The following is a 21,819-nucleotide window of genomic DNA, read 5'->3' as shown; positions in this document are numbered from 1 at the left end:
CCCGTTCGTGTCGCCGACTCCGCGGGCTCTTTGACGCTCCGCCAAGCCGTCGACACGCAGGGTCAGTTCTGCGCGGGCAGGACCGGCGCCCCTCCCGCGGCCCCCGGCTCCAGGGCGTCGAGGGCCCGTCGCAGCCCGGTCAGCTTGCGCTCCAGGTGGGCCGCGGTGGCCACCACGCCCGCATCGGCGGAATCCTCGCCGAGCTGCTTCGTCAGCGCCTCCGCCTGCTCCTCGACGGCCGCGAGCCGCGCGGAGAGCTCGGCCAGCAGGCCGGCCGTCTCCTTGCCGGCGTCCACGCCGTTCGAGCCGCCGCCCTCCAGCTGGAGCCGCAACAGGGCCGCCTGCTCGCGCAGTTGGCAGTTCTTCGTGTACAGCTCCACGAACACCGAGACCTTCGCCCGCAGCACCCACGGGTCGAAGGGCTTGGAGATGTAGTCCACCGCACCCGCCGCGTACCCGCGGAACGTGTGGTGCGGACCGTGGTTGATCGCGGTGAGGAAGATGATCGGGATGTCCCGGGTGCGCTCGCGCCGCTTGATGTGCGCGGCCGTCTCGAACCCGTCCATGCCCGGCATCTGGACATCCAGCAGGATGACCGCGAAATCGTCCGTCAGCAGCGCCTTGAGCGCTTCCTCCCCCGACGACGCCCGGACCAGTGTCTGATCGAGCGCGGAGAGGATGGCCTCCAGCGCCAGCAGATTCTCCGGCCGGTCGTCGACCAGGAGGATCTTGGCCTTCTGCACCATGCCCTGTCCTCCTCGCCCCGGCACGGGGCCTCCCCGGCTCCTGGCTCCGGCCTGTGAGCCGGTCCCCGTCCCGGAGAACGGCACCCGTGCGCCGTCCGTCCTTGTGCCGGTCATCGTAGCCCCAGTCGCGACATCGCCACACCCTGTCACCGAGATGTCACTGTGCACGAAGCGGAAACGCGGCGGGAGAGCGGAAGGTTCCCTGTTTGCCGTGGTTCCGTGCCCGCGCGGCCACAGAACGTCAGCATCCGGATCCCGTCCGCTCCCCCGGCGCTCACTTGCCGCGCATCCACTGCTCCATCACCGACAGCAGGTAGTCCGGGTCGACCGGCTTGGTGACGTAGTCGGAAGCCCCGGAGTCGATCGCCTTCTCCCGGTCCCCCTTCATCGCCTTGGCCGTCAGCGCGATGATCGGCAGCCCCGCGAACTGCGGCATCCGCCGGATCGCGGAGGTCGTGGCGTAGCCGTCCATCTCGGGCATCATGATGTCCATCAGCACGACCGTCACGTCGTCGTGCTGCTCCAGGACCTCGATGCCCTCCCGCCCGTTCTCCGCATACAGCACCGCCAGTCCGTGCTGCTCCAGGACGCTGGTGAGCGCGAAGACGTTGCGCACGTCGTCGTCCACGATGAGCACCTTCTCACCGTGGAAGTCGTACGTCCGCGGCGGCGCCGGCAGCTCCTCCTGCCCGCTGTCCCAGCCGTCCTCGGCCCCCACGGCGTTCGGCTGCCCCGGCACGGCCGTGCGTGGCTCCAGGTCGCTCAGCTGCTTGCGGCGGCGCCGGAACAGCGTCGCCCCGCCGCCGCCCTGCCCCGCACCGGAGGACTCCGCCGCAGCGCCCGACCGCACCTGCGCGGCCGGAGCCGCCGGCAGGGCCGCGGGCCCGGCCGGCAGCACCGGCAGCCCCGGCTCCGCCCCGTCCAGCGACCGGCGGTACAGCTCGCCGCGGCCGCCCCCGGGCGTCGGCGGCGCGTACCCCTGCGGCGGCAGCTCGCTCGGGTGCAGCGGCAGGTACAGCGTGAAGGTCGAACCGCGGCCGGGCTCACTGGCGGCGTGGATCTCGCCGCCCAGCAGCCGGGCGATCTCCCGGCTGATCGACAGCCCCAGCCCGGTGCCGCCGTACTTGCGGCTCGTCGTCCCGTCCGCCTGCTTGAACGCCTCGAAGATGACCAGCATCTTGCTCTCCGCGATCCCGATGCCGGTGTCGGTCACCGAGAAGGCGATCAGGTCCGCGTCGGCCTCCCGCAGCGAACCGGCCTCCAGCAGCTGCTCCCGGATCGCCGCCGGGACGTCCGCGCCGGCCGGCCGGATCACCAGCTCCACGGCCCCACCGTCGGTGAACTTCACCGCGTTCGACAGCAGGTTGCGCAGCACCTGCAGCAGCCGCTGCTCGTCGGTGTGCAGGGTCGCGGGCAGCTCCGGGGAGACCCGGACCGAGAAGTCCAGGCCCTTCTCCGCCGTCAGCGGCCGGAAGGTCGCCTCCACGTAGTCCACGAGCTGCACCAGGGCGATCCGGGTCGGCGAGACGTCCATCTTTCCCGCCTCCACCTTCGACAGGTCGAGGATGTCGTTGATCAGCTGGAGCAGGTCGGAGCCGGCGCCGTGGATCGTCTCGGCGAACTCCACCTGCTTCGGCGACAGGTTCTCGTCCGCGTTGTCCGCGAGCAGCTTGGCCAGGATCAGCAGCGAGTTGAGCGGCGTGCGCAGCTCGTGCGACATGTTCGCCAGGAACTCGGACTTGTAGCGCATCGACACCGCGAGCTGCTCGGCGCGCTCCTCCAGGACCTGCCGGGCCTCCTCGATCTCGGTGTTCTTCACCTCGATGTCGCGGTTCTGCTGGGCCAGCAGCTCGGCCTTCTCCTCCAGCTCCGCGTTGGCGGCCTGCAGCGCCTTCTGCCGGTTCTCCAGCTCGTCGGAGCGCTCGCGCAGCTGCTCGGTCATCTCCTGCGACTGCTTCAGCAGCATCTCCGTCTTGGAGTTGACGCTGATGGTGTTGACGCTCGTACCGATCATCTCGGCGATCTGGCTGAGGAAGTCCTTCTGGATCTGCGTGAAGGGGGTGAAGGAGGCCAGCTCGATGACGCCCAGCAGCGTCCCCTCGAACAGCACCGGCAGCACGATCACGTGCGCCGGCGGGGCCTCGCCCAGACCCGAGGAGATCTTCAGGTAGCCGGGCGGGGTGTTCTCGACGAGGATCGTCCGCTTCTCCTCGGCGACGGCCCCGATCAGCCCCTCCCCCGGCCTGAAGGCGATGGGCATCTGACCGCCCGCGTACGCGTAGCTGCCGCGCATCCGCAGCTCGTACGAGCCGTCCGCGCCCCCTTCCGTCCCGATCTCGGTGGCGCCGCCGGCCGGCACGGCCAGGAAGAAAGCGCCGTGCTGCGCGGAGACCACCGGGGTCAGCTCGCTCATGATCAGCGAAGCCACGTCGTCCAGGTCCCTGCGGCCCTGCATCAGGGCGGAGATCCGGGCCAGGTTCCCCTTGAGCCAGTCCTGCTCCTTGTTGGCCAGGGTGGTGTCGCGCAGGTTGACGATCATCGTGTTGATGTTGTCCTGGAGGACCTGGATCTCGCCCGCCGCGTCCACGTCGACCTTCAGGCTGAGGTCGCCGCGGGTCACCGCGGTGGCCACGGCCGCGATCGCGCGCACCTGCCGGGTCAGGTTCCCGGCCATCTCGTTCACGGACTCGGTCAGGTCCCGCCAGGTGCCGTCCACGTCCCGCACCCGCGCCTGACCGCCGAGGATGCCCTCGGTGCCCACCTCGCGGGCCACCCGCGTCACCTGGTCGGCGAAGGAGGACAGCTGGTCGACCATCGTGTTGATGGTCGTCTTGAGCTCCAGGATCTCCCCGCGCGCGTCGATGTCGATCTTCTTGGTCAAGTCGCCCTTGGCGATGGCGGTCGTGACCATGGCGATCTGCCGCACCTGGCCGGTGAGGTTGGAGGCCATGAAGTTCACCGAGTCGGTCAGGTCCTTCCACGTCCCCGAGACCCCGGGCACGTGCGCCTGACCGCCCAGGCGGCCCTCGGTGCCCACCTCGCGCGCCACCCGCGTCACCTCGTCGGCGAATGACGACAGGGTCTTCACCATCGTGTTGACGGTGTCGGCGAGCTGCGCCACCTCGCCGCGCGCCTCGACGGTGACCTTCTTGGTCAGGTCGCCGTTGGCGACCGCCGCCGAGACCTGGGAGATGTTGCGCACCTGCGAGGTCAGGTTGTTCGCCATCAGGTTGACGTTGTCGGTCAGGTCCTTCCAGATGCCCGTGACCCCGCGGACCCGGGCCTGACCGCCCAGGATGCCCTCGGAGCCCACCTCGCGGGCCACCCGCGTCACCTGCTCCGCGAAGGACGACAGCTGGTCGACCATCGTGTTCACGGTGGTGACCAGTTCGAGGATCTCGCCCTTGGCGTCGACGGTGATCTTCTTGGAGAGGTCGCCGGTGGCCACGGCCGTGGTCACCTCGGCGATGTTGCGCACCTGCGACGTCAGGTTGTTCGCCATGAAGTTGACGGACTGGGTGAGGTCCTTCCAGGTGCCGGAGACCCCCTTCACCTCCGCCTGGCCGCCCAGGATGCCCTCGGTGCCCACCTCGCGCGCGACCCGGGTCACCTGCTCGGCGAAGTTCGACAGCTGGTCGACCATCGTGTTGAGGGTGTTCTTCAGCTCCAGGATCTCGCCCCGGGCGTCCACGTCGATCTTCTGCGACAGGTCGCCCCGCGCCACCGCCGTCGCGACCTGGGCGATGTTGCGCACCTGGGAGGTCAGGTTCCCGGCCATGCCGTTCACCGAGTCGGTCAGATCACGCCAGACACCGGCCACTCCGGGCACCTGCGCCTGACCGCCGAGCCGGCCCTCCGTACCCACGTCCCGCGCCACCCGGGTCACCTGCTCGGCGAACGCCGAAAGCTGGTCGACCATGGTGTTGATGGTGTTCTTCAGCTCCAGGATCTCGCCCCGGGCGTCCACGTCGATCTTCTGCGACAGGTCGCCCCGTGCCACCGCCGTCGTCACCTGGGCGATCTGACGCACCTGCGACGTCAGGTTGCCGGCCATGAAGTTGACGGAGTCGGTCAGTTCCTTCCAGGTCCCCGACACCCCCTCCACCCGGGCCTGACCGCCCAGCCGGCCCTCCGTACCCACGTCCCGCGCCATCCGCGTGACCTGGTCGGCGAAGGACGACAGCTGGTCCACCATCGTGTTCACGGTGTTCTTCAGCTGGAGCATCTCGCCGGAGACGTCCACCGTGACCTTCTGGGACAGGTCGCCGTTGGCGACCGCCGTGGTCACCTGCGCGATGTTGCGGACCTGGCCGGTGAGGTTGCGGAAGGCCGTGTTCACCGAGTCGGTGAGGTCCTTCCACGTCCCCGCCGCCCCCGGCACCTGCGCCTGGCCGCCGAGCTCGCCCTCCACGCCGACCTCGCGGGCCACCCGCGTCACTTCCGAACCGAACGACTGGAGCTGGTCCACCATCGTGTTGACGGTGTTCTTCAGCTCCAGCATCTCGCCGGCCACGTCGACCGTGACCTTCTGCGAGAGGTCGCCGTTGGCCACGGCGGTGGTCACCTGCGCGATGTCGCGCACCTGCGTGGTCAGGTTCCGGAAGACCGTGTTCACCGAGTCGGTGAGGTCCTTCCACGTCCCCGCCGCCCCCGGCACCTGCGCCTGACCGCCCAGCGTGCCCTTGGCGCCGACCTCGCTGGCCACGCGCGTGACCTCGTCCGCGAAGGTGCGCAGGGTCTCCGTCATCTGGTTGATCGTTTCGGCCAGCTGCGCCACCTCGCCGCGCGCGCTCACCCGTACCTTCTGCGACAGGTCGCCGTTCGCGACCGCCGTCGTCACCTGGGCGATCCCGCGCACCTGGGCCGTCAGGTTCCCGGCCATGGTGTTGACCGAATCGGTCAGGTCCTTCCACACCCCGGCGACCCCGGGCACCTTCGCCTGGCCGCCCAGCTCGCCCTCCGTGCCCACCTCGCGGGCTACCCGGGTCACCTCGGAGGAGAACGACGACAGCTGGTCCACCATCGTGTTCACGGTGTTCTTCAGCTGGAGCATCTCGCCGGCCACGTGCACCGTGACCTTGCGCGACAGATCGCCCTTCGCGACCGCCGTGGTGACGAGGGCGATGTCACGCACCTGGGCGGTGAGCCGGTACGCCATCGTGTTGACGGAGTCGGTCAGGTCCTTCCAGGAACCGGACATCCCCCGCACCTGGGCCTGGCCGCCGAGCTTGCCCTCGGTGCCCACCTCCAGTGCGACGCGCGTCACCTCGTCCGTGAACGCGGACAGCTGGTCGACCAGGTTGTTGACCGTGCGCCCGACCCTCAGGAACTCCCCGCGCAGCGGGTGGCCCGCCCCGTCCGCGGTCTGCGTGCGCAGGTCCATCCGCTGGTCGAGATCGCCCTCGGCCACCGCCGACAGCACCCGGCCCACCTCGGACACCGGCCGGGCCAGGTCGTCCACCAGCTGGTTCGAGGCGTCGATCGCGGCCGCCCAGGAACCCTCGCAGGCGCCCGTTTCCAGCCGTTCGCTGAGCTTGCCCTCCCGGCCCACCGTCCGCCGGACCCGGGACAGCTCCCCGGTCAGGTGGAGATTGCGGTCGGCGACCTCGTTGTAGACGGCGGCGATCTCCGCCATCACGCCCTCGCCGGACACCGTCAGCCGCTTGCGGAAGTTCCCGTCCCGCATCGACACCAGGGCCGTGAGCAGCCGGTTCAGAGCGGCGGTATCGACTTCCGTCGTCCCGCCGCGCCGGGAACGCCCCCCCTTGGGCCGCGTTCCCGTACGCCGCACCGCTGCGCCAGACTCCACCGTGTCCCTCCCGAAAGGGTCGCCCACTGTTCCACCCGATGCCCGGCTCGTCGCGAGCCGGCACCCCAAGCCTGCCCAGTGTTTCACCCTGGCCGAACCCGGCCATAACACTTCGGCACCATCGCATACCCGCCGTACCCTGCGGGTGGATTCCCCGACGACGGCACCATGCCGCCCGTGAAGGTAAGTAACCTGGCAACCGATGTCCAACCGCGTCGAAGGAGACTCGTGATCACGGCACGGGCGGCGGCCAGCTTCGATCCCCTCGGGCGCTCGGTCGCCGCAGCTCGCGCGTTCGTCCGCGACACCCTCCAGGGCTGGGGGTTCGCCGACATCGTCGACGACGCCGTGGTCCTGACGAGCGAGCTCGTCACCAATGCGGTGGTCCACGCCGGGACCAGCGCCGAAGTGCTGTGCCTGCGCACCGAGGACGGCGTCCGGGTCGAGGTCGCCGACCGCTATCCGGAACGCGAGCTCCCGCTGCGGCACCCCGGCGACAGCCCGTACGCGGACCCGGACCGCGAGAACGGACGCGGGCTGATGCTCTGCGCCGCCCTCGCCACCCGGTGGGGCGTGGAGTACACCGCCACCCACAAGCACGTCTGGTTCCGACTGGACCTGCCGGACCGTCCGGTCGGTACCCGGTCCGCGGGCCCCGTCGTCCCCGACCGGCTGCTGCCGCTCACCGACAGCCGGGTGCGCGTCGCCGTCCTGCAGATCGACTCCGACGACACCGTCTCCGGCTGGAACGACGACGCCGAGCACATCTTCGGCTACCCGGCGGAGAAGGCCCTGGGCCGTCCGCTCGCCGAGCTGGCCGCCTGGCCCCAGACCCCGGGCACCGGGACGGGCATCGCCGAGGCCCTGCGGCTGTCGCGCTGGGAGGGGAGCTACGGCGTCCGCGGCGCCGACGGCCGCGTCATCCCCGTCTACGCCTCCCACCTGCGGGTCCGCGACGCCCACGGCGAGCCGTCCACGGTGTGCCTGCTCGTCCACGACGACGAGCGCGCCCTGCTCCAGACCCCGGTACGGGTGCCCGCGGCCGACAGCGGGGCCCTCACCGAGCCCCGCCCCGCGGACCCCTTCGAGGTGTTCATCGGCTCCCCCGCCCCCGACGACCTGGACGGCCTCCTGCAGCGCACCGTCGAACGGGCCCGGGACCTCCTCGACGCCGACGCCGCCTTCCTGCTGCTCGCCACGGACGACGAGACGGAGCTCGAGGTCCGCGCGACCACCGGCCTGCCCTCCACCCGCCAACGCTTCGCCCGGGTCCCCGTCGAGGCCGGCGCCAACCGCTACGGCTCGGCCCGCCTGCCCGCCGTCCACGACGACCTCGTCGCCCTCCCCGGAGCCGTACCGCTCCTGGAGAGCACAGGCATGCGCTCCGCGGTCACCGTCCCGCTGAAGGTGGAGGGCCGGCTGACCGGCTCCCTCGGCGTCGCGGCCGAGGCCCCGGACCGGTACACCAACGAGGAGGCCCTGCACCTTCAGTTCGCGGCCGACCGCATCGCCCTGGCCGTGGAGTCCGCCCGCCTCGGCGAGCTGGAGCGCCTGCGCCGCGGTTCGCTCTCCTTCCTCGTCGAGGCCTCCGACCTGCTGGCCGGCACCCTGGACCGGGACCAGACCCTGGCCCTCATGGCCCAGATGACCGTCCCGACGCTCGCCACCTGGTGCGCCGTCTACACGATCGCCGACCAGTCCTCCGACGCGTACCTCTCGTACGTGCTCCACGAGGACGAGGACCGCATCGACGGCCTCAAGGCACTGCTGTCCCGGGTCAGCCCGCCCGATCCGGTCCGCGAGGCCGGCGCCCGCCCGTGGCCGGAGGCGGCCCTCGCGGTCGGCGGTGAGACGGTGGTCCTGCCGCTCCTCGCCCGCAACCGCGTGATCGGCATGCTCACGCTCGGCAAGCCGCGCGAGGAGCACTTCCGCCAGGAGATCCTCGAACTCGCCGAGGACCTGTCCCGCCGTGCGGCGCTCGCCCTCGACAACGCCCGCCTCTACTCCGAGCGCACCGCCATCAGCCGTTCCCTCCAGCGCAGCCTGCTGCCGCCGGGCTCCCCCGCGATCCCCGGCATGGAGGTCGAGGTCATCTACCGCGCGGCCGGCGAGGGCAACGAGGTCGGCGGCGACTTCTACGACGTCTTCCCGATCCGCGACGGCGCGTACGGGTTCGCGATCGGCGACGTGTGCGGCACCGGCCCGGAGGCCGCCGCGGTCACGGGCCTGGCCCGCCACGCCCTGCGCCTGCTGGCCCGCGAGGGCCTGGGCGGTCCGGCCGTCCTGGAACGCCTCAACGCCGCCATCCTCGACGAGGGCGCCCGCAGCCGCTTCCTCACCCTCCTCTACGGTGAGCTCCACCCGCAGCCCGACGGCGGCGCCCTGATGAAGGTGGTCTGCGCGGGCCATCCGCTGCCGCTGCGCCTGCGCCCGAACGGCGAGGTCGACCCGGCGGCGGATCCGCAGCCGCTCCTGGGCGTGATCGAGGACCTGGACCTGTACGAGCAGAGCTTCACGCTCGACCCGGGCGACGTCCTGCTGTGCGTCACGGACGGGGTGACCGAACGCCGCGAGGGCAGCCGCATGCTGGGCGACGACGGCCTGACCGAGGTGCTCACCACGTGTACGGGTCTCACCGCCGGCGCGGTGGCCTCCCGTGTCCTGCGCGCGGTGGAACGCTTCGCCGCCGAGCCCGCCTCGGACGATATGGCCATCCTGGCGTTCCGTGTCCCCCAGCCGCGAGTGGGCGACTGAACTCCGGTGCGTGGGGCGGCGGCATGGGCTAGCCTCGGCGCTCATGCCGACTCCCCGTAACCGTCCTGATCACACCGCCGACGAACGCACCCAGCTGCTGGGCTGGCTCGACATGCAGCGTTCGATCATCCACTGGAAGTGCGAGGGCCTCTCCGAAGAGGACGCCCACCGCTCCGTACTGCCGTCCTCCCCTCTGATGACGGCGGCGGGTCTCGTGCAGCACATGCGCTGGGTCGAGCACTGCTGGTTCGAGGTGATCCTGCTGGACCGTCCCTCCGACGCCAATCCCCAGTTCGGGGGCGAGGAGGACGCGGACATGCGGGCCGACGGAATCCCGCTCGGCCGGCTCCTGGAGGAGTACGACCGCCAGTGCGCGGTGTCGAACGAGATCGTGGCCTCCCTCTCTCTGGACGACACGGGCCGTAACAAGGACTTCCGGGACGGTGCCGCCTCGGTGCGCTGGATGCTGCTCCACATGATCGAGGAGACCGCCCGCCACGTCGGCCACCTGGACACGATCCGCGAACTGCTGGACGGCCGGAAGGGCTACTACTAGGGACCACTGCCGACGGTCCCGCCCGCGTCGCGCAGGCGGGACCGTACGCAACGGGGCCAACGCAAAAAGGCCCCCGCCTGATGGCGGGGGCCTTTTTTCTGGAGCCCTTTAACGGAATCGAACCGTTGACCTTCTCCTTACCATGGAGACGCTCTACCGACTGAGCTAAAAGGGCGGGTTGTTCGGCGGCGTCCTACTCTCCCACAGGGTCCCCCCTGCAGTACCATCGGCGCTGAAAGGCTTAGCTTCCGGGTTCGGAATGTAACCGGGCGTTTCCCTAACGCTATGACCACCGAAACACTATGAAATTTGAACGCTGGTGTTTTCACAGCCGTTCGTTATTTCAGAACTAACACAGTGGACGCGAGCAACTGAGGACAAGCCCTCGGCCTATTAGTACCAGTCAGCTTCACCCGTTACCGGGCTTCCACATCTGGCCTATCAACCCAGTCGTCTACTGGGAGCCTTACCCTCTCAAGGAGGTGGGAATACTCATCTTGAAGCAGGCTTCCCGCTTAGATGCTTTCAGCGGTTATCCCTCCCGAACGTAGCCAACCAGCCATGCCCTTGGCAGGACAACTGGCACACCAGAGGTTCGTCCGTCCCGGTCCTCTCGTACTAGGGACAGCCCTTCTCAATATTCCTACGCGCACAGCGGATAGGGACCGAACTGTCTCACGACGTTCTAAACCCAGCTCGCGTACCGCTTTAATGGGCGAACAGCCCAACCCTTGGGACCGACTCCAGCCCCAGGATGCGACGAGCCGACATCGAGGTGCCAAACCATCCCGTCGATATGGACTCTTGGGGAAGATCAGCCTGTTATCCCCGGGGTACCTTTTATCCGTTGAGCGACGGCGCTTCCACAAGCCACCGCCGGATCACTAGTCCCGACTTTCGTCCCTGCTCGACCCGTCGGTCTCACAGTCAAGCTCCCTTGTGCACTTACACTCAACACCTGATTGCCAACCAGGCTGAGGGAACCTTTGGGCGCCTCCGTTACCCTTTGGGAGGCAACCGCCCCAGTTAAACTACCCATCAGACACTGTCCCTGATCCGGATCACGGACCGAGGTTAGACATCCAGCACGACCAGAGTGGTATTTCAACGGCGACTCCACAACCACTGGCGTGGCTGCTTCAAAGTCTCCCACCTATCCTACACAAGCCGAACCGAACACCAATATCAAACTGTAGTAAAGGTCCCGGGGTCTTTCCGTCCTGCTGCGCGAAACGAGCATCTTTACTCGTAGTGCAATTTCACCGGGCCTATGGTTGAGACAGTCGAGAAGTCGTTACGCCATTCGTGCAGGTCGGAACTTACCCGACAAGGAATTTCGCTACCTTAGGATGGTTATAGTTACCACCGCCGTTTACTGGCGCTTAAGTTCTCAGCTTCGCAACCCCGAAAGGTCACTAACCGGTCCCCTTAACGTTCCAGCACCGGGCAGGCGTCAGTCCGTATACATCGCCTTACGGCTTCGCACGGACCTGTGTTTTTAGTAAACAGTCGCTTCTCGCTGGTCTCTGCGGCCACCCCCAGCTCACGGAGCAAGTCCGATCACCAGTGATGGCCCCCCTTCTCCCGAAGTTACGGGGGCATTTTGCCGAGTTCCTTAACCATAGTTCACCCGAACGCCTCGGTATTCTCTACCTGACCACCTGAGTCGGTTTAGGGTACGGGCCGCCATGAAACTCGCTAGAGGCTTTTCTCGACAGCATAGGATCATCCACTTCACCACAATCGGCTCGGCATCAGGTCTCAGCCTTGTATGAGGGACGGATTTGCCTACCCCTCGGCCTACACCCTTACCCCGGGACAACCACCGCCCGGGCTGGACTACCTTCCTGCGTCACCCCATCGCTTACCTACTACAAGTCTGGTTCGTCGGCTCCACCACTTTCCTTTCCCCGAAGGGTCCGGAACGGCTTCACGGACTTAGCATCGCCTGATTCGATATTGGGCGTTTCAAAGCGGGTACCGGAATATCAACCGGTTGTCCATCGACTACGCCTGTCGGCCTCGCCTTAGGTCCCGACTTACCCTGGGCAGATCAGCTTGACCCAGGAACCCTTAGTCAATCGGCGCACACGTTTCTCACGTGTGTATCGCTACTCATGCCTGCATTCTCACTCGTGAACCGTCCACAACTAGCTTCCGCTGCTGCTTCACCCGGCACACGACGCTCCCCTACCCATCACAGCCTCCGTTGGGAGTATTGCTGCAATGACACGACTTCGGCGGTACGCTTGAGCCCCGCTACATTGTCGGCGCGGAATCACTTGACCAGTGAGCTATTACGCACTCTTTCAAGGGTGGCTGCTTCTAAGCCAACCTCCTGGTTGTCTCTGCGACTCCACATCCTTTCCCACTTAGCGTACGCTTAGGGGCCTTAGTCGATGCTCTGGGCTGTTTCCCTCTCGACCATGGAGCTTATCCCCCACAGTCTCACTGCCGTGCTCTCACTTACCGGCATTCGGAGTTTGGCTAAGGTCAGTAACCCGGTAGGGCCCATCGCCTATCCAGTGCTCTACCTCCGGCAAGAAACACACGACGCTGCACCTAAATGCATTTCGGGGAGAACCAGCTATCACGGAGTTTGATTGGCCTTTCACCCCTAACCACAGGTCATCCCCCAGGTTTTCAACCCTGGTGGGTTCGGTCCTCCACGAAGTCTTACCTCCGCTTCAACCTGCCCATGGCTAGATCACTCCGCTTCGGGTCTAGAGCGTGCAACTCAATCGCCCTGTTCGGACTCGCTTTCGCTACGGCTTCCCCACACGGGTTAACCTCGCTACACACCGCTAACTCGCAGGCTCATTCTTCAAAAGGCACGCAGTCACGACCCATTGGGTAAACCCAATGAGCGACGCTCCCACGGCTTGTAGGCACACGGTTTCAGGTACTATTTCACTCCGCTCCCGCGGTACTTTTCACCATTCCCTCACGGTACTATCCGCTATCGGTCACCAGGGAATATTTAGGCTTAGCGGGTGGTCCCGCCAGATTCACACGGGATTTCTCGGGCCCCGTGCTACTTGGGAGATGAGCAAGCAAGCCGCTGATGTTTCGTCTACGGGGGTCTTACCCTCTACGCCGGACCTTTCGCATGTCCTTCGACTACATCAACGGTTTCTGACTCGCCCAGCCGCCGGCAGACGACTGAAGCTCATTCCCACAACCCCGCATGCGCAACCCCTGCCGGGTATCACACGCATACGGTTTGGCCTCATCCGGTTTCGCTCGCCACTACTCCCGGAATCACGGTTGTTTTCTCTTCCTGAGGGTACTGAGATGTTTCACTTCCCCTCGTTCCCTCCACACTGCCTATGTGTTCAGCAGTGGGTGACAGCCCATGACGACTGCCGGGTTTCCCCATTCGGACACCCCCGGATCAAAGCTCAGTTGGCAGCTCCCCGGGGCCTATCGCGGCCTCTCACGTCCTTCATCGGTTCCTGGTGCCAAGGCATCCACCGTGCGCCCTTAAAAACTTGGCCACAGATGCTCGCGTCCACTGTGTAGTTCTCAAACAACGACCAGCCACCCATCACCCCACCAGACAAGCTAGTGAGTTCACTGGGGCCGGCACTGAAGAACAGCCATACGGCCGTACCTTCAGGACCCAACAACGTGCCAAGCACGATTCCGTCGACTCTCGCTGCGTTCCACGCCGAAGCAGTACTTGCAGGAAGTGTCAGAAACCGTGCCAACTAATCAACGTTCCACCCATGAGCTGACCGTGCAGAACGTTTGTCTGCAATCGGTACTGTGCTCCTTAGAAAGGAGGTGATCCAGCCGCACCTTCCGGTACGGCTACCTTGTTACGACTTCGTCCCAATCGCCAGTCCCACCTTCGACAGCTCCCTCCACAAGGGTTGGGCCACCGGCTTCGGGTGTTACCGACTTTCGTGACGTGACGGGCGGTGTGTACAAGGCCCGGGAACGTATTCACCGCAGCAATGCTGATCTGCGATTACTAGCGACTCCGACTTCATGGGGTCGAGTTGCAGACCCCAATCCGAACTGAGACCGGCTTTTTGAGATTCGCTCCACCTCACGGTATCGCAGCTCATTGTACCGGCCATTGTAGCACGTGTGCAGCCCAAGACATAAGGGGCATGATGACTTGACGTCGTCCCCACCTTCCTCCGAGTTGACCCCGGCGGTCTCCTGTGAGTCCCCATCACCCCGAAGGGCATGCTGGCAACACAGGACAAGGGTTGCGCTCGTTGCGGGACTTAACCCAACATCTCACGACACGAGCTGACGACAGCCATGCACCACCTGTATACCGACCACAAGGGGGGCACTATCTCTAATGCTTTCCGGTATATGTCAAGCCTTGGTAAGGTTCTTCGCGTTGCGTCGAATTAAGCCACATGCTCCGCCGCTTGTGCGGGCCCCCGTCAATTCCTTTGAGTTTTAGCCTTGCGGCCGTACTCCCCAGGCGGGGAACTTAATGCGTTAGCTGCGGCACCGACGACGTGGAATGTCGCCAACACCTAGTTCCCAACGTTTACGGCGTGGACTACCAGGGTATCTAATCCTGTTCGCTCCCCACGCTTTCGCTCCTCAGCGTCAGTAATGGCCCAGAGATCCGCCTTCGCCACCGGTGTTCCTCCTGATATCTGCGCATTTCACCGCTACACCAGGAATTCCGATCTCCCCTACCACACTCTAGCTAGCCCGTATCGAATGCAGACCCGAGGTTAAGCCTCGGGCTTTCACATCCGACGTGACAAGCCGCCTACGAGCTCTTTACGCCCAATAATTCCGGACAACGCTTGCGCCCTACGTATTACCGCGGCTGCTGGCACGTAGTTAGCCGGCGCTTCTTCTGCAGGTACCGTCACTTTCGCTTCTTCCCTGCTGAAAGAGGTTTACAACCCGAAGGCCGTCATCCCTCACGCGGCGTCGCTGCATCAGGCTTTCGCCCATTGTGCAATATTCCCCACTGCTGCCTCCCGTAGGAGTCTGGGCCGTGTCTCAGTCCCAGTGTGGCCGGTCGCCCTCTCAGGCCGGCTACCCGTCGTCGCCTTGGTGGGCCGTTACCCCACCAACAAGCTGATAGGCCGCGGGCTCATCCTTCACCGCCGGAGCTTTCAACCCCTGCCCATGCGGACAGGAGTGGTATCCGGTATTAGACCCCGTTTCCAGGGCTTGTCCCAGAGTGAAGGGCAGATTGCCCACGTGTTACTCACCCGTTCGCCACTAATCCACCCCGAAGGGCTTCATCGTTCGACTTGCATGTGTTAAGCACGCCGCCAGCGTTCGTCCTGAGCCAGGATCAAACTCTCCATGAATGTTTACCCGTAATCGGGTCCACACATCACGTTGAGCGGGCACGTCATGTCGGAATATGACCGACGTACCACTGCGTCCTCGCTGTGTTTGGTTGCCTGCAAGCATCACCCGAAGGCGACCTCACAGGTCTTTTTCAAAGGAACCTCATCCACCGAAGTGGACGGGGTATCAACTTCTGGCGTTGATTTTTGGCACGCTGTTGAGTTCTCAAGGAACGGACGCTTCCTTTGTACTCACCCTCAGCAACACTGGCTGGGGCTTTCCTCCGGGCTTTCGTTCTGTTGTCCTGCTGTGTTCTTGCGTTTCCGACTCTATCAGACTCTTTCGTGTCCGACTTCCTCGGTGCTTTCCAGGTTTCCGCTTTCGCGTTTCCCTTTCCGGCGATTCCGACTCTATCAGATTCTTTTCCGTGTCGTTTCCGACTCGGATTGGAATTCCGATGGCCTTCGGAGGGCCTTTCCCTTTCGGGCGGATCAGACCTTATCAGGTGTTCCTGCGGTGTGATTCCCACCCGCCCGCACGACTCGGCCCGGACACACGTGTGTGCCGGGGGTTCGTGCGGGGTGGAGACGTAAACGTACTGGAGCGGGGCCCCCGGATGCAAATCCGGTTGCCCCGCTCCGGTGAGGTCGCTACGGCGAGGTCCCGATCAGACCTCGACGACGACCGGAAGGATCATCGGGCGGCGCCGGTAGCTGTCCGAGACCCACTTGCCCATCGTGCGGCGGATGAGCTGCTGGATCTGGTGCGGCTCGGCGACGCCGTCGGCCGCCGCGCGGGCGATGGCCTCTTCGATCTTCGTGATGACGGCGCCGAAGGCCCCGTCGTCGATGCCGGAACCGCGCGCCTGGATGTTCGGCCCGCTGACCACCTTGCCGGTGGTGCTGTCCACCACGACGTAGACCGAGATGATGCCCTCGTCGCCGAGGATCCGGCGGTCCTTGAGCGAGGCCTCGGTGACGTCGCCGACCGAGAGGCCGTCCACGTAGACGTAGCCGGCCTGGACCTTGCCCGCGATCCGGGCCTTGCCGTCGATCAGGTCGACGACCACGCCGTCCTCGGCGATGACGATGCGGTCCTTGGGGACGCCCGTCATGGCACCGAGCTCGGCGTTGGCGCGCAGGTGGCGCCATTCGCCGTGGACCGGCATCAGGTTCCGCGGCTTGCAGATGTTGTAGAAGTACAGCAGCTCGCCGGCGGAGGCGTGGCCGGAGACGTGCACCTTGGCGTTGCCCTTGTGCACGACGTTGGCGCCCCAGCGGGTCAGGCCGTTGATCACGCGGTAGACCGCGTTCTCGTTGCCCGGGATCAGGGACGACGCCAGGATCACGGTGTCGCCGGGCACGATCCGGATCTGGTGGTCGCGGTTCGCCATGCGGGACAGTGCCGCCATCGGCTCGCCCTGGGAACCGGTGCAGACCAGCACGACCTCCTCGGGCGGCAGGTCGTCGAGGGTCTTGACGTCCACGACGAGACCGGCCGGGACCCGCAGGTAGCCCAGGTCACGGGCGATGCCCATGTTGCGGACCATCGAACGGCCGACGAAGGCGACCCGGCGGCCGTACTCGTGGGCGGCGTCGAGGATCTGCTGGATGCGGTGCACGTGGCTGGCGAAGCTGGCCACGATGATCCGGTGGTGGGCGTTCGCGAAGACGTTCCGCAGGACGCCGGAGATCTCGCGCTCCGGCGGGACGAAGCCCGGGACCTCGGCGTTCGTGGAGTCCGAGAGGAGGAGGTCGATGCCCTCCTCGCTCAGACGCGCGAAGGCGTGCAGGTCCGTGAGCCGGCGGTCCAGCGGGAGCTGGTCCATCTTGAAGTCGCCGGTGGCGACGACCATGCCGGCGCCCGTCCGGATCGCGACCGCGAGGGCGTCCGGGATGGAGTGGTTGACCGCGATGAACTCGCAGTCGAAGGGGCCGAGGACCTCGCGCTCCCCCTCCTTCACCTCGAGGGTGTAGGGGCGGATGCGGTGCTCCTGGAGCTTGGCCTCGATGAGGGCCAGGGTCAGCTTGGAGCCGATCAGCGGGATGTCCGGCTTCTCCCGCAGGAGGTAGGGGACGGCGCCGATGTGGTCCTCGTGGCCGTGGGTGAGGACGATGCCCTCGATGTCGTCGAGGCGGTCCCGGATGGACGTGAAGTCCGGCAGGATCAGGTCGATGCCCGGCTGCTCCTCTTCGGGGAAGAGAACGCCGCAGTCGACGATCAGAAGCCGGCCTTCGTGCTCGAAGACGGTCATGTTGCGGCCGATCTCGCCGAGCCCGCCCAGGGGGGTGACTCTGAGGCCGCCCTTGGGCAGCTTCGGCGGCGGACCGAGTTCCGGATGCGGATGGCTCAAAAGTGTCTCCTCACCACGCACGCCACGTACCCCCGAAGGCACGTGGCGCGCATGTCATTCGTGCACTTGCTATGTCTGCTTTGCATTTGTTCGGTCGTGCTTATTCGGTTGTGAAGTCTGTTGTCAGAGCTGTACCCCGCCGGCGGCAAGATCGATCTTGAGCCGGTCCGTCTCTTCGGCGGTCAGCTCGATCAGCGGGAGCCGCAGCGGGCCCGCGGGGAGGCCCTGGAGGTTCAGCGCGCCCTTGGTCGTCATCACGCCCTGGGTGCGGAACATGCCGGTGTAGACCGGCAGCAGCTTCTGGTGGATCTCGGTGGCCTTCTGCACGTCCCCGGCCAGGTGCGCCTCCAGCATGGCGCGCAGGTCGGGTGTGACCACGTGGCCGACCACGGAGACGAAGCCGACGGCGCCGACCGACAGGAGCGGCAGGTTCAGCATGTCGTCGCCGGAGTACCAGGCCAGGCCGCTGCGGGCGATGGCCCAGCTCGCCTGTCCGAGGTCGCCCTTGGCGTCCTTGTTGGCCACGATACGGGGGTGCTCCGCCAGCCGGACCAGGGTTTCGGTCTCGATCGGGACGCCGCTGCGGCCCGGGATGTCGTAGAGCATGACCGGCAGCCCGGTCGCGTCGGCGATCGCCGTGAAGTGCCGGAAGAGGGCTTCCTGCGGCGGCTTGCTGTAGTAGGGCGTGACCGCGAGCAGGCCGTGGGCGCCGGTGCGCTCGGCCTCGCGGGCCAGCTCCAGGGTGTGGCGGGTGTCGTTGGTGCCGATGCCGGCGACCACGTGGGCGCGGTCTCCGACCGCCTCCAGTACGGCTCGTACGAGGTCGTTTTTCTCCGCGTCGGTGGTGGTGGGCGACTCACCGGTGGTGCCGTTGACGATCAGGCCGTCGTTGCCTGCGTCCACCAGGTGGACGGCGAGACGCTGCGCGCCGTCGAGGTCGAGTGCGCCATCAGCCGTGAACGGCGTGATCATGGCGGTGAGGACCCGCCCGAAGGGGGTCTGCGGAGTCGAGATCGGAGCCATGGGTAACACGCTACTCGCTGCCATGCTCGCGGTGTCCCCTCGGGGGACGTCAACAGGGTGTTGGACGCCGGCACTGCCTGCTCGGGGGTTCAAGCAGTGCCGGGTCCGTTTGATCAGCCTAGATGAAGTTCACGAAACGTCGCAATACGGACACTTAGGACTTGACTCGGCAGATCTGTACTCCACGGGTGTACCGGGCCTTACGGGGCAACGCGTCCGTTGGCGTTGTAGGCCGCGTACGTGAGCGGCATGAGCTTCGCCCAGTGCTGCTCCATCTTCTCGCCGACCATCTCGATCTCCCGCTGCGGGAAGGACGGGACCGTCGCCAGCTCGTGCTGGGTGCGCAGGCCGAGGAAGTGCATCAGCGAGCGCGCGTTGCAGGTGGCGTACATCGAGGAGAACAGGCCGACCGGAAGCACCGCACGGGCCACCTCGCGGGCCACGCCCGCGGCCAGCATCTCCTGGTAGGCCTCGTAGGCCCGGACGTAGGAGTCCTCCATGACCCGGCCGGTCAGCTCCTGCTGCGCCGGGGTGCCCTCGACGAAGACGTACTTGCCGGGACGGCCCTCCTGCACCAGCTTGCGCTCGGCGTCGGGGACGTAGAAGACGGGCTCCAGCTCCCTGTAGCGGCCCGATTCCTCGTTGTAGGACCAGCCCACCCGGTGGCGCATGAACTCGCGGAAGACGAAGATCGGCGCGCTGATGAAGAAGGTCATCGAGTTGTGCTCGAAGGGGCTGCCGTGGCGGTCCCGCATGAGGTAGTTGATCAGACCCTTGGAGCGCTCCGGGTCCTTCTGCAGCTCGTCCAGGGACTGCTCGCCGGCCGTGGAGACCCGGGCCGCCCACAGCACGTCGGAGTCGGCGGCGGAGTGCTTCACCAGCTCCACCGTCACGTCGCTGCGGAAGCTGGGTTTCAGATCTGAAGCGGCGGTCTCGCTCACCGGGGGTCCTTCCAAACGTGCGTCCTGGGGCGCGCCCACTCTACGGCGCCGTCCGCGGCCCCCCGCACGGACGCACGCGGCACACGGAACGCCGCACAGCTGACACACAGCCATCAATTTTGTCTAATGCCCCGAAAACCGGCACCAATTGAGCCGCCCGTACGTCCTACGGGGTGAGTGCACGTCCCCACCACCCCGAGGAGATTCGTCCTGATGTTCCTCCGGCGCGAAGCCGTTCCGTTCGCATTCGTCTCCGAAGCCGACCGATTCCGCAGCAATGTCACTCCACCGCCGCGCGAGCGTCTGGGCACGGCCCAGTTGGCCGCCCGTACTCTGGTCGGGCTGACCGTGGTCGCGGGGCTCGCCGGCTCACTGCTTTTCGGGATGCCCGCACTGCAGCCCGTCAAGGCACCGGAGAAGTCGCAGCAGTCGGCGGCCTCCGAGGGACGGTAGCCTCACGGGCACAGCCCTACCGAACGTGCATGTGAGTGAGGTCCAGCCGTGCCCCTGCCCTTCCTGACGGCCGACGGCGTAACCGACGCGGACGACGACGAGGCCCTGGCCCACGCCGATCACGACCGCTGGCGGCGACCGTACCGCCCCGGCCCCTGGCGCGTGGCCCTGTCCGCGCTGCTGCTCCTGCTGTCCGCCTTCATGCTGCTGGCCACCATGATCGTCGCCTTCGCCGGCGGCTGGGGCGGAGCCGCGGTCTGCCTGGTCGCCGCCCTCGCGGTGCTCGGCTCGGCCCTGCAGATGCTGCGCGTCGGCGTCTGGGTGAGCCCCGCAGGCCTGCGCCGCGTCGGCTTCTTCGTCACCCGTACGACCGCGTGGAACGAGATCGGCGAGCTCCGCACCGTGCAGCAGCCCGTGCGCTGGCTCGGACTGCCCCGGACCGTGCAGGGGCAGGCGCTGACCATGTCGGGCGGGGGCGGGGCCGAGGCTCCGGTGCTGCTGACCGACCACAGCGCCGACTTCCTGTCGCGGACGGAGGCCTTCGACCGGGCGGCCGACCTCGTCGAGGCCTGGGCCGAGGAGTACCGGACCGTGCCCGCCTGATCCCCGGATCGCGGGAGGCTGACACGACACGGGAGGCCCGTGCGGGGATCAGACCCGCACGGGCTTCTTGTCGTGCAGGGCGATCGCCCGCTGCATGGCCTTGCGCGCCCGCGGGGTGTCCCGGGCGTCGTGGTAGGCCACGGCGAGGCGGAACCAGCTGCGCCAGTCCCCCGGCGCATCCTCGGTCTCGGCCTTGCGGCGTGCGAAGACCTCGTCGGCGGAGTCCCGCAGGATGCGTCCGTACTGGTCGCGCTCCAGCTCGTCGACGGGCAGCCCGCCCTCTGCCTCCAGCTCACCGGCGAGCTGGTTGGCCCTGGTGACGAACTGCGTGTTCTTCCAGAGGAACCAGACGCCGATCACCGGCAGGATCAGCACGGCCGCACCGAAGGTGACGGTGAGCCAGGTGCCCTGCTGGATCAGCATCAGGCCCCGGCTTCCGACCAGGACGAAGTACACGACCAGGACGGCGGCCGTGAGGAAGTAGGTGATCTTCGCACGCATCGTGAATCAGTCCGGTCAGCCCAGGTCGAGGAAGTTTTCCAGGCCGAAGGTGAGGCCCGGGGTCTGCGTCACGCGGCGCGCGCCGAGCAGGATGCCCGGCATGAAGCTGCTGTGGTGCAGGGAGTCGTGACGGATGGTCAGGGTCTCGCCCTCGCCGCCCAGCAGCACTTCCTGGTGGGCGAGGAGGCCCCGCAGCCGCACGGCGTGGACCGGTACGCCGTCCACGTCCGCGCCGCGGGCGCCGTCGAGCGCGGTGGCCGTGGCGTCCGGCTGGGCGCCGAGGCCGGCCTCGGCCCGCGCGGCCGCGATGAGCTGCGCGGTACGGGCCGCGGTGCCGGAGGGGGCGTCGACCTTGTTGGGGTGGTGCAGCTCCACGACCTCGACGGACTCGAAGTAGCGGGCGGCCTGGGCGGCGAACTTCATGGTGAGGACCGCGCCGATGGAGAAGTTCGGCGCGATCAGCACGCCGGTCTCCGGGGAGGCGGCGAGCCAGGTGTGCAGCTGCGCGAGGCGGTCCTCGTTCCAGCCGGTGGTGCCGACCACGCCGTGGATGCCGTGGCCGACGAGGAACTCCAGGTTCTCCATCACCGAGGCGGGGGTGGTCAGCTCGACGGCGACCTGGGCCCCGGCCTCGGTCAGCGTCTCCAGCTTGTCGCCGCGGCCGAGCGCCGCGACCAGTTCCATGTCCTCGGCGGCCTCGACCGCCTTGACCGCCTCGGAGCCGATCCGGCCCCGGGCTCCGATGACCGCCACGCGCAGCTTGCTCATGTTGCTTCCTAACTTGCCGTACGGAT

At 66.8% G+C, this 21,819-nt stretch carries 11 protein-coding genes, 1 tRNA gene and 3 rRNA genes; 4 read left to right on the top strand and 11 right to left on the bottom strand.

What is annotated here, in order from left to right; all coding sequences use genetic code 11:
- Positions 1-62: 62 nt before the first annotated feature.
- Both ACPU2J_RS24965 and ACPU2J_RS24960 read right to left on the bottom strand, forming a co-directional pair.
- Entirely contained in the window at positions 63-746 is a 684-nt protein-coding gene (locus tag ACPU2J_RS24965; protein WP_365077744.1) for a response regulator, read from the bottom strand.
- Positions 747-1,020: 274 nt separating this feature from the next.
- Positions 1,021-6,555 (bottom strand): HAMP domain-containing protein, encoded by a 5,535-nt coding sequence (locus ACPU2J_RS24960; protein ID WP_420079425.1) that lies wholly within the window; start codon positions 6,553-6,555, stop codon positions 1,021-1,023.
- A 168-nt stretch (positions 6,556-6,723) separates the two neighbouring features.
- On the opposite strand from ACPU2J_RS24960, the gene ACPU2J_RS24955 reads away from it, so the two are divergent.
- Both ACPU2J_RS24955 and ACPU2J_RS24950 read left to right on the top strand, forming a co-directional pair.
- Entirely contained in the window at positions 6,724-9,309 is a 2,586-nt protein-coding gene (locus ACPU2J_RS24955) for a SpoIIE family protein phosphatase (protein WP_423834011.1), read from the top strand.
- Between the two features lie 43 nt (positions 9,310-9,352).
- A complete protein-coding gene (locus ACPU2J_RS24950) occupies positions 9,353-9,865 on the top strand; it encodes a DinB family protein (protein WP_423834010.1) in 513 nt (170 codons plus the stop codon).
- A 99-nt stretch (positions 9,866-9,964) separates the two neighbouring features.
- On the opposite strand, the gene ACPU2J_RS24945 is transcribed toward ACPU2J_RS24950, so the two are convergent.
- The 7 genes from ACPU2J_RS24945 to thyX all read right to left on the bottom strand — a co-directional run bounded on the left by ACPU2J_RS24945 (position 9,965) and on the right by thyX (position 19,468).
- A tRNA-Thr gene (locus ACPU2J_RS24945) sits at positions 9,965-10,040 on the bottom strand.
- Between the two features lie 5 nt (positions 10,041-10,045).
- Positions 10,046-10,162: ribosomal RNA gene (rrf, locus tag ACPU2J_RS24940) — 5S ribosomal RNA — on the bottom strand.
- A 76-nt stretch (positions 10,163-10,238) separates the two neighbouring features.
- A 23S ribosomal RNA gene (locus tag ACPU2J_RS24935) occupies positions 10,239-13,362 on the bottom strand.
- 282 nt (positions 13,363-13,644) lie between these two features.
- Positions 13,645-15,168, bottom strand: a 16S ribosomal RNA gene (locus ACPU2J_RS24930).
- The 16S, 23S and 5S rRNA genes sit together here with 1 tRNA gene alongside, the layout of an rRNA operon.
- A 650-nt stretch (positions 15,169-15,818) precedes the next feature.
- The gene (locus ACPU2J_RS24925; protein WP_361603845.1) at positions 15,819-17,504 is read right to left on the bottom strand and encodes a ribonuclease J; all 1,686 of its coding nucleotides are present in this window, start codon (positions 17,502-17,504) and stop codon (positions 15,819-15,821) included.
- Between the two features lie 123 nt (positions 17,505-17,627).
- Positions 17,628-18,527 carry a 4-hydroxy-tetrahydrodipicolinate synthase gene (dapA, locus tag ACPU2J_RS24920; RefSeq protein WP_361603848.1) on the bottom strand — a complete coding sequence of 300 codons (900 nt, stop codon included), beginning with the start codon at positions 18,525-18,527 and terminating at the stop codon, positions 17,628-17,630.
- 200 nt (positions 18,528-18,727) lie between these two features.
- A complete protein-coding gene (gene thyX, locus ACPU2J_RS24915) occupies positions 18,728-19,468 on the bottom strand; it encodes an FAD-dependent thymidylate synthase (protein WP_365496674.1) in 741 nt (246 codons plus the stop codon).
- Positions 19,469-19,681: 213 nt separating this feature from the next.
- On the opposite strand from thyX, the gene ACPU2J_RS24910 reads away from it, so the two are divergent.
- Positions 19,682-19,921 carry a hypothetical protein gene (locus tag ACPU2J_RS24910; RefSeq protein ID WP_361603853.1) on the top strand — a complete coding sequence of 80 codons (240 nt, stop codon included), beginning with the start codon at positions 19,682-19,684 and terminating at the stop codon, positions 19,919-19,921.
- Between the two features lie 48 nt (positions 19,922-19,969).
- Entirely contained in the window at positions 19,970-20,524 is a 555-nt protein-coding gene (locus ACPU2J_RS24905) for a hypothetical protein (protein WP_420079428.1), read from the top strand.
- 48 nt (positions 20,525-20,572) lie between these two features.
- Here ACPU2J_RS24905 and ACPU2J_RS24900 read toward each other — a convergent pair whose 3' ends face one another.
- Complete coding sequence (locus ACPU2J_RS24900) at positions 20,573-21,025, bottom strand: hypothetical protein (RefSeq protein ID WP_361603859.1); 453 nt, start codon at positions 21,023-21,025, stop codon at positions 20,573-20,575.
- A gap of 15 nt (positions 21,026-21,040) precedes the next feature.
- Positions 21,041-21,793, bottom strand: a complete 753-nt coding sequence (gene dapB / locus ACPU2J_RS24895) for a 4-hydroxy-tetrahydrodipicolinate reductase (RefSeq protein WP_361603862.1) — start codon at positions 21,791-21,793, stop codon at positions 21,041-21,043.
- Positions 21,794-21,819 lie beyond the last annotated feature (26 nt).

The sequence above is a fragment of the Streptomyces manipurensis genome (genome assembly GCF_049570255.1).
In the GTDB taxonomy this organism is placed as follows: Bacteria; Actinomycetota; Actinomycetes; order Streptomycetales; family Streptomycetaceae; genus Streptomyces; species Streptomyces manipurensis.
Note: the sequence above shows the minus strand (reverse complement) of the source record. Positions and strands in the feature narration are given on the sequence as shown.